The sequence below is a fragment of the Polaromonas sp. P4_F6 genome, from assembly GCF_056401275.1.
On the sequence record NZ_JBFUJQ010000001.1, the window covers coordinates 265916 to 277237 of the forward strand.

General features: G+C 65.5%; 13 protein-coding genes. 4 read left to right on the forward strand and 9 right to left on the reverse strand.

Annotated features, from left to right (window positions below; genetic code table 11):
- Positions 1-88: 88 nt before the first annotated feature.
- On the reverse strand, positions 89-661 hold the full coding sequence (locus tag AC1DUN_RS01310; RefSeq protein ID WP_477712376.1) for a hypothetical protein: 573 nt from the start codon (positions 659-661) through the stop codon (positions 89-91).
- A gap of 67 nt (positions 662-728) precedes the next feature.
- Positions 729-950 carry a CsbD family protein gene (locus AC1DUN_RS01315; RefSeq protein ID WP_477712377.1) on the reverse strand — a complete coding sequence of 74 codons (222 nt, stop codon included), beginning with the start codon at positions 948-950 and terminating at the stop codon, positions 729-731.
- A gap of 211 nt (positions 951-1161) precedes the next feature.
- On the opposite strand from AC1DUN_RS01315, the gene AC1DUN_RS01320 reads away from it, so the two are divergent.
- Together AC1DUN_RS01320 and AC1DUN_RS01325 are read left to right on the forward strand one after the other, a co-directional pair.
- The gene (locus tag AC1DUN_RS01320) at positions 1162-1578 is read left to right on the forward strand and encodes a MarR family winged helix-turn-helix transcriptional regulator (protein ID WP_074576328.1); all 417 of its coding nucleotides are present in this window, start codon (positions 1162-1164) and stop codon (positions 1576-1578) included.
- 80 nt (positions 1579-1658) lie between these two features.
- Entirely contained in the window at positions 1659-2057 is a 399-nt protein-coding gene (locus AC1DUN_RS01325) for a tautomerase family protein (RefSeq protein WP_413325471.1), read from the forward strand.
- Between the two features lie 6 nt (positions 2058-2063).
- On the opposite strand, the gene AC1DUN_RS01330 is transcribed toward AC1DUN_RS01325, so the two are convergent.
- Positions 2064-3698 carry an ABC transporter permease gene (locus AC1DUN_RS01330; protein ID WP_477712378.1) on the reverse strand — a complete coding sequence of 545 codons (1635 nt, stop codon included), beginning with the start codon at positions 3696-3698 and terminating at the stop codon, positions 2064-2066.
- Positions 3699-3817: 119 nt separating this feature from the next.
- On the opposite strand from AC1DUN_RS01330, the gene AC1DUN_RS01335 reads away from it, so the two are divergent.
- Positions 3818-4891, forward strand: a complete 1074-nt coding sequence (locus AC1DUN_RS01335; RefSeq protein WP_477712379.1) for an ABC transporter ATP-binding protein — start codon at positions 3818-3820, stop codon at positions 4889-4891.
- Here AC1DUN_RS01335 and AC1DUN_RS01340 read toward each other — a convergent pair.
- The 6 genes from AC1DUN_RS01340 to AC1DUN_RS01365 form a co-directional block, all read right to left on the reverse strand.
- Entirely contained in the window at positions 4888-5628 is a 741-nt protein-coding gene (locus tag AC1DUN_RS01340) for a lysophospholipid acyltransferase family protein (RefSeq protein WP_477712380.1), read from the reverse strand. The genes AC1DUN_RS01335 and AC1DUN_RS01340 overlap by 4 nt on opposite strands.
- Before the next feature lie 15 nt (positions 5629-5643).
- Positions 5644-6942: a dihydroorotase gene (locus tag AC1DUN_RS01345; protein ID WP_477712381.1), complete on the reverse strand. Its 1299-nt coding sequence runs from the start codon at positions 6940-6942 to the stop codon at positions 5644-5646.
- Positions 6943-6957: 15 nt separating this feature from the next.
- Complete coding sequence (locus AC1DUN_RS01350; protein ID WP_477661382.1) at positions 6958-7920, reverse strand: aspartate carbamoyltransferase catalytic subunit; 963 nt, start codon at positions 7918-7920, stop codon at positions 6958-6960.
- Positions 7921-7980: 60 nt separating this feature from the next.
- Positions 7981-8493, reverse strand: coding sequence for a bifunctional pyr operon transcriptional regulator/uracil phosphoribosyltransferase PyrR (gene pyrR / locus AC1DUN_RS01355; RefSeq protein ID WP_477661383.1), 513 nt, complete (start codon positions 8491-8493; stop codon positions 7981-7983).
- Complete coding sequence (gene ruvX, locus AC1DUN_RS01360) at positions 8490-8891, reverse strand: Holliday junction resolvase RuvX (protein ID WP_477712382.1); 402 nt, start codon at positions 8889-8891, stop codon at positions 8490-8492. Before ruvX ends, pyrR begins: the two co-directional genes overlap by 4 nt.
- A 286-nt stretch (positions 8892-9177) precedes the next feature.
- Positions 9178-9765, reverse strand: a complete 588-nt coding sequence (locus AC1DUN_RS01365) for a YqgE/AlgH family protein (protein WP_477712383.1) — start codon at positions 9763-9765, stop codon at positions 9178-9180.
- A gap of 66 nt (positions 9766-9831) precedes the next feature.
- On the opposite strand from AC1DUN_RS01365, the gene AC1DUN_RS01370 reads away from it, so the two are divergent.
- Positions 9832-11304 carry a cryptochrome/photolyase family protein gene (locus tag AC1DUN_RS01370; RefSeq protein WP_477712384.1) on the forward strand — a complete coding sequence of 491 codons (1473 nt, stop codon included), beginning with the start codon at positions 9832-9834 and terminating at the stop codon, positions 11302-11304.
- Positions 11305-11322 lie beyond the last annotated feature (18 nt).

Genomic DNA, 11322 nt, shown 5'->3' on the forward strand with positions numbered 1-11322 from the left:
CATATGCGAAAAATCCCGGCCTGCGGAGCAGGGCCGGGATTTTCCTGTGGGGGCGTGCGCCCTCGAGTGCCGCTGGCGCGGCCCCGGATTACTTCATGCCGTACTTGGCCTTGGCGTCATTCTGGCAGCCGTCCTTGGCCGTGCCGGTCAGCGCGTCGCAGCGCTCCTTGGCGGCCTTGTACTCGGCATCGCGTTTTTCGGAGTTGGCCTCCTTGCGGGTGTCGGCCATTTTTTCGCTCTTGTCCTTGCTGGTGTCGGCCGCGGTCTTCACCACTTTGGCGTCTTCCTTGGCTTTCACATGGGCGGCCTTGGCGTCCTTGATGCAGACGTCCTTGGCGTTGCCCTTCTGGTCGTCACATTTTTCCTTGGCGGTGCCGTAAGCGGCATCGGCCTTGGCGAAGGCGACTTTTTCGGTGTTGCGCGGGCTGGGCTTGTACTGGGCCTCGAGTTCAGCCTTGGCGACCTTCTCAACGCCCTTGGCTTCCGAAATGCAGATGTCCTTGGCGTTGTCCTTCAGCGTGCCGCATTTGTCGCGGCTGGCCTTGTAGTCGGCCGAAATGCGGCCCTCCTGGGCCTTGTACTCTTGCTTGGTCAGCGCCATGGCGTTGCCGGCGAAAGCGCAGGACATCACGGCGGTCAGCATCAACAGTCTGGTCTTCATGGGTAGCTCCTTGGGATGGTGTGAATCGTTATGGTCTTTACGGCCGTCACAGGTGAAGAGAGGCGGCTCAGTAGCGCTCGAAAAAATCCGTCGGGTTGCGGTTTTTCCAGACGGCAACCTGTTTTTCGGCTTCTTCCTTGCTGATGCCGTGGCGCTCCTGGATCTTGCCGAGCAGCTGTTCGCGCTTGCCGGCGATCACCTCAAGGTCGTCATCGGTCAGCTTGCCCCACTGTTCCTTGACCTTGCCCTTGAACTGGCGCCAATTGCCTTGCATGCGTTCCTGGTTCATGGTTTTCTCCTCGAAAGGGTTGACGAATTCGCCCGGAATCCGCAAGCACGCTTGCAGGCAACGGGCGGCATGGATTCACCTTAGGAGTTATCCCGTCCGGCCGCCGTAGGCCCGCGTATTCGATGGGCGTAGGTTCATGCTTACAGCCCTGTTGCGGCCATGGGTTTGCATGTAGTTGCATAGCTAATTAATTTCTGCTACGATGACTCCCATGTTTGACCACTGCCTTTATTTCAATACCACCGCGCTGGCCCGCCTGGTCGACAAGGAGTGGACGCTGGCCTTCAAGCCTTTCGGCGTCACGCCCTCGCAGGGTTTCATGCTGCGCCTGGTGCTCAAGCAGCCCGGCATGCCGCAGCACGAGATCGCCGACGAACTGACGATCTCGCGCCCCACGGCCACGCGCCTGCTCGACGGCCTGCAGGCGCTGGGCCTGGTGGAGCGCAGGAGCCTGGAATCCGACGGCCGCCACTGGGCGGTGTTTCCCACGGCGCAGGCCGAAGCCATGCATGCCGGCATCAACAAGGCCAGCGGCGAGGTGACGCGCCGCATCCAGCAACAGATCGGAAAGGAGAACTTCGATGAAACCGTAGCCCGCGTCAGGAGCGTGTCTTCCGCGCTCAAATAAACCGTCCCCTCATGTTTCCTTTTTTTTACCCAAATAGTTGCATAGCTAACTAATTATCTTTAACCCACCGGAGAAATCACATGCCCATCCTCAACGTCAAAGTCAGCCAGCCCGCCAGCCCTCAACTGACGAACGCCATCGCCGAAACCCTGCTGGAGCTGACCACGCGCATCCTGCGCAAGAAACGCGAACTCACCGCCATCGCGATCGACTTCGTGCCGCCCGAGCACTGGATCGTGGGCGGCAGCACGCTGGCCAGCCAGGGCAAGAACAGTTTTTATTTCGACATCAAGGTGGTGGACGGCACCAACACCAAAGACGAGAAGGCGCAGTACGTGGCCGAGGCCTTTGCCGCCTTCAGCAAGCTGCTGGGCAATGTGCACGAGGAAAGCTACATCTATGTGCACGACGTGCGCGCGGAGGCCTACGGCTTTGGCGGCCTGACGCAGGAATACCGCTACATCAAGGCCAAGGCCTGAGTCTGCTCACTGTTTGGAGCGCAAGGTGCGGCTCAGCAGCGCGACGGGCAGCAGGCCCACCAGCACCAGGGCCAGCGCGGGCAAGGCGGCTTCGCCCAGGCGCTCGTCGCGCGCGAGCTGGTAGGTGACGACGGCCAGGGTGTCGCTGTTGAAGGGCCGCAGCACCAGCGTGGCGGGCAGCTCCTTCATGACGTCGACAAACACCAGCAGGCCGGCCGCCGCGACCGAGCGCTTGAGCAGCGGCCAGTGCACGCGCGCCAGGATGCCCAGGCCGGGCGTGCCCAGCATGCGCGCGCTGTCGTCAAAACTCGCGGGAATGCGCGAATAGCCGCTTTGCAGGCTTTGCAAGGCCACGGCGCTGAAACGCACCAGGTAGGCCCAGACAATGCCCAGCACGGTGGCCGTGACCCAATATCCCACGCCGGTTTGCGGCGCGGCCGCCTGCAGCCAGCCCACGGGCAGCAGCAGGCCTACCACGATGACCGCGCCGGGCACCGCATAACCGAGGCTGGCCAGTTGCAGCGCCGCGCGCGCCAGCACATGCGGCTTGCGGCGCACCGCAAAGGCCAGGCCGAAGGCCAGGGCCGTGGCCAGCAGTGCGCTCAGGCCCGCGAGCCAGACGCTGTTGAGGGCCCAGCCGAAGAATTTGTCCCACAGCAGGTTGTCCCAACCCAGGATGAGCGGGCGCAGCATGAAGAGCACGGGCAGCACAAAACCCAGCGCAATCGGCACGGCGCACACCAGCCAGGCCGACAGGGCGCGCCCGCCCTGCAGTTGCACTGGCGCCGCATCCTGCGCGCCGGCGCGCGCACCGCGGCCGGTGGCAAAACGCATGCGTTTTTGCGCGCCGTGCTCCACCCACAGCAGCAGCGCGACAAAAAACAGCAGCACCGTGGCCAGCTGGGCGGCGGCGATGCGGTTGTCCATGGACAGCCAGGCCTTGTAGATGCCGGCGGTAAAGGTCTGGATGCCGAAATAGCTGGAGACACCGAAGTCGGCCAGGGTTTCCATCAGCGCCAGCGCAACGCCGGCGGCCACGGCCGGCCGCGCCAGCGGCAAGGCCACACCGCGAATGCGGCGCGACAGCGGCGCGCCCAGCAGCCGGGCCGCTTCCATCAGGTGCACGGCGCGCTCGGACAAGGCGGTACGCGCCAGCAGATAGACATAGGGGTAAAGCGCCACGGTGAACACCAGCACCGCGCCACCCAGGCTGCGCACTTCGGGCAGCAGCCGGCCCTGCAGGCCGAAAGACGCGCGCAGCCAGGATTGCAGCGGGCCGGCGTATTGCAGGAAGTCGGTGTACGCGTAGGCCAGCACATAGGCCGGCATGGCGAGCGGCAACAGCAGCGCCCATTCAAACACCTTGCGCCCCGGAAACTCGAACAGCGTCACCGCGCTGGCCGTCGCCATGCCCACCAGCGCCACGCCCAGGGCCACGCTGAGGCACAGCAGCAGGGAGGTGGCGGTGTAGTCGGGCAGCACCGTCTGCAGCATCTGGACCAGGATGGACTGCGCCTGTGCATCGAACTGCAGCCAGGACAGCCCCACGGCCACCACCGGCAGCGTGAGCAGGGCCACCAGCAGGAAAAGCACGGCGGAAGGCACGACGGAAGGAATGGCGGAAAAAAAGCGGCGCAGCATGGGGACCCGGAAAAAGGCCTCTGCAGAAAGAGGCCTGGCCTCCGGCTGCTTGCGCCGTGGTATTGCAGCGGTCACTGCAAATGAGAATTGTAAGCATCCAGGGCCCTACAATCGAGCCCATGTTTCTGGATATCTCCCAGCTGGGCGTGCACTATGCCGGCCGTTCAAAACCCGCGGTCGACGGCGTGTCCTTCAGCCTCCAGGCGGGGGAGATCGGTGTCCTGATCGGCCCCTCGGGCTGCGGCAAAACCACCCTGCTGCGGGCCGTCGCGGGCCTGGAGCGTGCCAATGCCGGCAGCATCACGCTGGCCCGGCAGCTGGTCAGCAGCGCTGGCGTCCATGTGCCGGCCGAATCGCGCCGCATCGGCATGGTGTTCCAGGACTACGCCCTGTTTCCGCACCTTGACACGGCCCACAACGTGGCTTTCGGCCTCACCCACCTGCCGGCCGCCCAGCGCCAGCAGCGCGCCGGCGAGGTGCTGGAGCTCGTCGGCCTGGGCAATGTGCACAAGCGTTACCCGCATGAGCTCTCGGGCGGCCAGCAGCAGCGTGTGGCGCTGGCGCGGGCCCTGGCGCCGCAGCCGCGTTTGCTGCTGCTGGATGAGCCTTTTTCCAACCTGGACGTGGACCTGCGCGAGCGCCTGGCGCACGAGGTGCGCGGCATCCTCAAGGCCGCCGGGGCGACAGCGCTGTTTGTCACGCACGACCAGCTCGAGGCCTTCGCCATCGGCGACCGCATAGGCGTGATGCACCAGGGCAGCCTGCACCAGTGGGACGACGCTTATGCGCTGTACCACCGCCCCGCCACCCGCTTTGTGGCCGACTTCATAGGCCACGGCGTGTTCGCGCAGGCCCATATCGAGCAGCGCGGCGAGGACGTGGTCGTGCACACCGCGCTCGGCGACCTCACGGACATGCTGGAATGCCCCCTGCCGGGCGCTTATGCCGACGGACTGTGCGACGTGCTGCTGCGCGCCGACGACATCGTGCATGACGACAACGCACCGGTCAAAGCGCAGATCCTGCGCAAAGCCTTTCGCGGCTCGGAATTTTTGTACACCCTCAAGCTGCAGACGGGCGAGACGGTGATGGCGCATGTGCCTTCACACCACAACCACGCGATCGGCGAATGGATAGGCATACGCGCCGAGGTCGACCATGTGGTGACCTTTCCGCGGGAAGAAAACGTCTAAGCCTGCTGCCGCAGAAGCTCTATGTCTTCGCGCAAGCTCTGCGCCCAGGCACGCCGGGTCTGCCCCTGCGGCGGCTGCGGTTCGCCGAAAACCACCACCGCCTTGATCGGCGGCGCCGTGAGCGTGCGCCAGATCGAGCCCGCCAGGGTTTCGTCGTCCACATAGCTGGGCGCAAAACTGACGGCGCCGCTGGCCGCGTCGATGAATTTCAGCGCGAGCGGCTGCACCGGCACCGAGGCTTCAATGGCCGCCTGGATCAGGTTGGCATGAAAGTGCTTGAGTGTGATGCCGTCACCCGTCGTGCCTTCGGGAAACACCGCCAGGATGTCGCCTGCCTGCAGGCGCTCGGCCATCTGCGTGACCACCCGGTGCGCGTCCCGGCGCGACTCGCGCTCGATGTACAGGGAACCGGCGCCGTCGGACAGGGTGCGCACAAAGGGCCAGCTGCGCACGTCCGCCTTGGAGACAAACCGGCAGTGGCGCGAGGCATGCATCACCAGGATGTCCAGCCACGAAATATGGTTGGCCACCAGCAGCACCGGACCGCCGGCGGGCGGCTTGCCCTTGACCACCAGTTCGATGCCGACGATGCGCAGCATGGCCCCGGCCCACACCTGCACACGCGCTTCCCGGTCGGCCTGCTCCAGCTTGGGAAACACGGTCTTGATCGTCCAGAAGCCTTGCACCGCGTGCGCAGTGGCGCGCAGCAGCGTCCAGCAGAACCTAAGCCATCTCATGGGCTTGCGCGTGCTTCAGTGTGAGGCTTCATAGGCGAGCTGCCCGCCCACCACCGTCCAGCGCACGCGCACCGGCATCTGGTGGCCGCTAAAGGGCGTGTGTTTGCCCTGGCTGTGCAGCGCGGCCGGCTCGACGGTCCATTCGCCCTTGGGGTCGAACACACAGATGTCGGCCACACCACCCTTGACGAGACGGCCCGAGCTGCCCTGCAAGGTGCCCAGCGCGTCGCCCAGCACGCGCGCGGGCTCGCTGGTCAGTACCGCCAGCGCGCGGACCAGGCCGGCCTGGCTGTCGGTGCCCCATTTGCAGGCCAGGCCCAGCAGCAGCTCCAACCCGGTGGCGCCGGGCTCGGCCTCGGCGAAAGGCAAGGTCTTGGCGTCTTCATCGACCGGCGTGTGGTCGGACACCAGCGCGTCTATGGTGCCGTCGGCCAGGCCCTGGCGTATCGCATCGCGGTCGCGCTGCTGGCGCAGCGGCGGGTCCAGCCGCATGCGGCTGTCGAAGTAGCCGATGTCCACGTCGGTCAGGTGCAGGCTGTTGATGCTGACATCGCAGGTGACAGCCAGTCCTTCGGCCTTGGCCTTGGCGACCAGCGCCACGCCCGCCGCGCTGCTGATGCGGCACAGGTGCACGCGCGCGCCGGTGGCGCGCATCAGTTCAAAAATCGTGTGCAGCGCAATCGTCTCGGCCGCGACGGACACGCCGCTCAGGCCCAGGCGCGTGGCCAGCGCGCCGCTGGCGGCCACGCCCTGGCCCAGGTAGAGCTCTTGCGGGCGCAGCCACACGGTGTAGCCGAAGGTGGCGGCGTATTGCAGCGCGCGCATCATGACCTGGGTGTTGGCCAGCGGCACCTCGGCCTGGCTGAAGCCCACGCAGCCGGCCTCGGTCAGCTCGACCATCTCGGTCAGCGTCTCGCCCTTGAGCGCGCGGGTCAGCGCGCCCAGCGGGAACACGCGCGACTGGTGCAGCTTCTCGGCGCGGAACTTGAGCATCTCCACCAGGCCGGGCTCGTCGAGCACCGGGTCGGTGTCGGGCGGGCAGACGAGGCTGGTCACGCCACCGGCCACGGCCGCGGCCAGTTCGCTTTCGAGCATGCCTTCATGCTCATGGCCGGGCTCGCGCAAACGGGCCGAGAGATCAACCAGGCCGGGCGCCACGATGCACCCCGTGGCGTCAATCGTCTTGTTGGGCGCGAAATCGGCGGGCGTGCTTTTGAGCGAGACGATGCGGCCCGCGGCAATCGCCACGTCGCAGGTTTCGTCGAAGTTCGAGCCTGGGTCTATGACGCGGCCGTTCTTGATCAGTATCTTCATTCTTTTTTTCTCCGCTCAGGCTTCGTTTCCGGCGACTATGCTCATGACCGCCATGCGGACCGCGATGCCGAAGGTCACTTGCGGCAGGATCACGCTCTGCGTGCCGTCGACAACCGCCGAGTCGATCTCCACGCCGCGGTTGATGGGTCCGGGGTGCATCACGATGGCATCGGGCTTGGCCAGCAGCAGCTTCTCGGGGGTCAGGCCGAAGCTCTTGAAGAACTCCTGGCTGCTGGGCAGCAGCGCGCCCGACATGCGTTCGTTCTGCAGGCGCAGCATGATGATCACGTCGGCGCCCTTGATGCCTTCTTCGAGTGTGTTGCAGACGCGCACGCCCATCTGCGCCATGTCGGCCGGCACCAGGGTCTTGGGGCCGACCACACGCACCTCGGGGCAGCCCAGCGTGGTCAGCGCGTGGATGTCGGAGCGCGCCACGCGCGAGTGCAGCACGTCGCCGACGATGGCGACCGTGAGCTTGCTGAAGTCTTTTTTGTAGTGCCTGATGGTGTACATGTCCAGCAGGCCCTGCGTGGGATGCGCGTGGCGGCCGTCGCCGGCGTTGATCACGTGCACATGCGGGGCCACGTGCTGGGCGATCAGGTAGGGCGCGCCCGATTCGCTGTGGCGCACCACGAAGAGGTCGGCCGCCATGGCGCTCAGGTTGGCGATGGTGTCCAGCAGCGACTCGCCCTTGGAGGCCGAGGAGCGCGCGATGTCCAGGTTGATGACGTCGGCCGACAACCGCGTCGCGGCGATCTCGAAGGTGGTGCGGGTGCGCGTGGAGTTTTCAAAGAACAGGTTGAAGACGCTCTTGCCGCGCAGCAGCGGAACCTTTTTGACCTCGCGGTTGTTGACGCTGACGAAGTTGGCGGCGGTGTCGAGGATTTGCGTCAGCGTGGCCTTGGGCAGGCCTTCGATGGACAGCAGGTGGATCAGCTCGCCGTTTTTATTGAGTTGCGGGTTTCGTCGGTACAGCACGGTGTGGACTCCTCTTGTTCTCTTATGGGTCTCGTATTTTTGGATGGCTTTTTGATGGGGCTAGGCCTGGTGGTCCTGCACCTGGAAGCTGAATTTGCCGTCTTCGGCGCGCGCCAGTTCCAGCGACTGCGAGGCCGGCAGGGCCACCCGCGCCACCGCGAGGTCGGGCTGCACCGGCAGCTCGCGCCCGCCGCGATCCACCAGCACCACCAGCTTGACGCTGGCCGGCCGGCCGTAGTCGAACAGCTCGTTGAGCACCGCGCGTATGGTTCGGCCCGTGTAAAGCACGTCGTCGACCACCACCAGGTGGGCGCCGTTGACGTCGAAGGGCAGCAGGGTCTGGCCGCTGGAGGCCAGGCCGCGCTGCGAAAAATCATCGCGGTGCATGGAGGACGACAGGATGCCGGCCTCGCCGGCCAGGCCCAGGTCTTTTTGCAGGCGCTGCGCCAGCCAGGCGCCGCCCGAGGCCACGCCGACCAGCATGGGCGGCTGGGGATAGGATGCCAGCTGCTGGCGCATGCCGCGCAGCAGGTCGCTGTACAGCGCCTCGGCGTCCAATGTCAGGCTGCTCATGGAAGACTCCTTAAAAATTGCTCGAGGATGATGCAGGCCGAAGCCGCGTCGGCGTCATGCGCGCCGCCGGCCAGGGCCTCGGTGGTGCTGTAGCGTTCATCGACCTCAAAGACCTGAAGGCCGAAGCGGCCGCGAAGCTGGCGGGCGAATTTCTGCGCGCGCACGGTATTTTCGTGGCTGGCCCCGTCGGGATGAAAGGGAACGCCGACCACCAGCGCGTCGGGCTGCCATTCCTTGATGCGCGCCTCAACCGCCTTGAGGCGGGCGTCGCTGCCCTCGGCCGCGATGGTCGCCTGCGGCGAGGCGGTGCGCGTGAGCACATTGCCGGTCGCCACGCCGGTACGCTTGAGACCGAAGTCGAAAGCCAGAAAGGTTTGGAGGTCAGGGCCTGTTGCCATAGGAATCACCCCCGCGTGGCCCCCGGAAAAGGTTGCAATCTAGGCGCAAAACGAAGCCGGGGTAGCCCCCCCGGCGAGGCTTTGCAACGACGAGTGCAGCCTTTTCCGGGTGCCACCCGTAGGGCTGGGGCTGCAAGGGGCACCCCGCGTTGTTGCGGCCCTTGACCGGGGGAATACCCCGGCCGGCGGGCCGCGCCTAGCGCTGCACCCCTTGCAGCCCCAGCGCGGGGGTGATTCCTATGGCAACAGGCCCTAACGGCCGGAGGGGAAGGCATGGCCGCCAGGCTCATGCGTGGCCGGCCTCGGGAGAGAGCATCCAGCTCTGCAGGCCCAGCAGCATCAGCGCCTTGTCGTAGCGCTGCTCAACCGGCGTGTCGAAGATCACGCCGACGTCGGCGGCGACGGTGAGCCAGCTGTTGTCGGAGATCTCGGATTCGAGCTGTCCTTCGCCCCAGGCCGAATAACCGAGCGAGACAAACACCCGGCGCGGTCCGGCGCCCRTGGAGAGCGCCTCCAGCACGTCCTTGGAGGTGGTCATTTCAAGGCCGCCGGGAATCGTCATGGTCGAGGCATAGACCGACTCATTGCCGGGCATCATGGATTCGTGGAGCACAAAACCGCGCTCGGTCTGGACCGGGCCGCCCTGGAATACCGGGGCCTGCGTGAGGTCGTCGCGGCGCAGCGGCAGCTCGACCTTGTCGAACAGGTTTTTGAGGTTGATGTCGCTGGGCTTGTTGATGACCAGCCCCAGCGCGCCGCGGTCGCTGTGTTCGCACATGTAAACCACGCTCTTGGCAAACGCTTCGTCGTCCATCCCCGGCATGGCGATGAGGAAGTGGTGCGTGAGGTTGATCGATGCGGAATCCGTGGCCATACGCGGATTTTACGCGCATGGAAGGCCGCGGCGGGTACCTGGGGACGCTTTCGCTACCATCCCATCATGCAAAAGAAATACCGCGCCGGCCTGATGTGGTTCAGGCGCGACCTGCGAGCCCAGGACAACGCCGCGCTGCACCACGCGCTGAAAGCTTGTAAGCAGGTGTTTTGCGTTTTCGTGTTTGACCGGGACATCCTGGACGCCCTGCCCCGTGCCGACCGCCGCGTGGAGTTCATACACGGATCCGTGCTGAGCCTGGACGGCCAGCTGCAGCGGCTGGGGGCGGCACACGGCAAGCCGCGCACAGGCCTCATCGTGGTGCATGGACAGGCCGGCGAGGCCGTGCCGCGGCTGGCCGCCGAACTGGCGGTCGATGCGGTTTTTGCCAGCCATGACGATGAACCCCAGTCCCTGGCGCGCGACGCCGCGGTGCAGGCCGCGCTGGACAGCCGGGACGTGGCCTTTCACAGCTTCAAGGACCATGTCATCTTTGAACGCCAGGAAGTGTTGACGCTGGCGGGCAAGCCCTACACCGTGTTCACGCCCTACAAAAATGCCTGGCTCAGGAAGGTCGACGATTTTTACCTCAAGCCTTACCCGGTGGAGCGCTACGGCACGGCGCTGGCGGCTGTGCCCGATGACAAGCGCACCATCCCTTCGCTGGCCGAACTCGGTTTTGAAAAAACCAACCTGTCCGCACTCAAGATACCCACCGGCAGCGAAGGCGGAGAACGGCTTTTTGAGGCGTTCAAGGGCCGCATGGCGAACTACAAGGCGGCTCGCGACTTCCCGGCCGTCAAAGGCCCCAGCTACCTGGGTGTGCACCTGCGTTTTGGCACGCTGTCCATTCGGCAAATGGCCGCAGCGGCCCTGAGCCCCGAACACAGGGACAGCGAAGGCGCGGCGACCTGGCTCAGCGAATTGATCTGGCGGGATTTTTATGCGCAAATCCTCAGCAACTTCCCGCATGCGGTGCACAGCGCGTTCAAGCCCGAGTACGACGCGATCGAGTGGGAAAGCGGTGCCGCGGCCGACACGCTGTTCCTGGCCTGGTGCGAGGGCCGAACCGGCTACCCGCTGGTCGATGCCGCGATGGCGCAGATCAACCAGACCGGTTATATGCACAACCGCCTGCGCATGGTGACGGCGAGTTTCCTCGTGAAGGACCTGGGAATCGACTGGCGCCGGGGCGAGCGCTACTTCGCCGAAAAGCTCAATGATTTCGACCTCTCGGCCAACAACGGCGGCTGGCAATGGGCGGCCAGCACAGGCTGCGACGCGCAGCCCTATTTCCGGATCTTCAACCCGGTCAGCCAGAGCGAAAAGTTCGATGCCGACGGCAGCTTTATCCGCCGCTATGTGCCGGCGCTGGCCAGGCTGCCCGCCTCCGCCATCCACAGCCCCTGGCTGGCCACACCACTGGAACTGGCCGCCGCTGGCGTGGTGCTGGGCAAGGACTACCCCTGGCCCATCGTGCAACACGATGAGGCCCGGGCGCTGACGCTGCAGCGCTATGCGGTGGTGAAAAAAGCCTGAGGGCGGCTTGCGCGGGTT

What these genes read in the sequence shown, in the direction of transcription:
- AC1DUN_RS01310 (WP_477712376.1), bottom strand. Translation starts at nt 661, where the DNA reads ATGAAGACCAGACTGTTGATGCTGACCGCCGTGATGTCCTGCGCTTTC.
- AC1DUN_RS01315 (WP_477712377.1), bottom strand. Translation starts at nt 950, where the DNA reads ATGAACCAGGAACGCATGCAAGGCAATTGGCGCCAGTTCAAGGGCAAG.
- AC1DUN_RS01320 (WP_074576328.1), top strand. Translation starts at nt 1,162, where the DNA reads ATGTTTGACCACTGCCTTTATTTCAATACCACCGCGCTGGCCCGCCTG.
- AC1DUN_RS01325 (WP_413325471.1), top strand. Translation starts at nt 1,659, where the DNA reads ATGCCCATCCTCAACGTCAAAGTCAGCCAGCCCGCCAGCCCTCAACTG.
- AC1DUN_RS01330 (WP_477712378.1), bottom strand. Translation starts at nt 3,698, where the DNA reads ATGCTGCGCCGCTTTTTTTCCGCCATTCCTTCCGTCGTGCCTTCCGCC.
- AC1DUN_RS01335 (WP_477712379.1), top strand. Translation starts at nt 3,818, where the DNA reads ATGTTTCTGGATATCTCCCAGCTGGGCGTGCACTATGCCGGCCGTTCA.
- AC1DUN_RS01340 (WP_477712380.1), bottom strand. Translation starts at nt 5,628, where the DNA reads ATGAGATGGCTTAGGTTCTGCTGGACGCTGCTGCGCGCCACTGCGCAC.
- AC1DUN_RS01345 (WP_477712381.1), bottom strand. Translation starts at nt 6,942, where the DNA reads ATGAAGATACTGATCAAGAACGGCCGCGTCATAGACCCAGGCTCGAAC.
- pyrR (WP_477661383.1), bottom strand. Translation starts at nt 8,493, where the DNA reads ATGAGCAGCCTGACATTGGACGCCGAGGCGCTGTACAGCGACCTGCTG.
- ruvX (WP_477712382.1), bottom strand. Translation starts at nt 8,891, where the DNA reads ATGGCAACAGGCCCTGACCTCCAAACCTTTCTGGCTTTCGACTTCGGT.
- AC1DUN_RS01370 (WP_477712384.1), top strand. Translation starts at nt 9,832, where the DNA reads ATGCAAAAGAAATACCGCGCCGGCCTGATGTGGTTCAGGCGCGACCTG.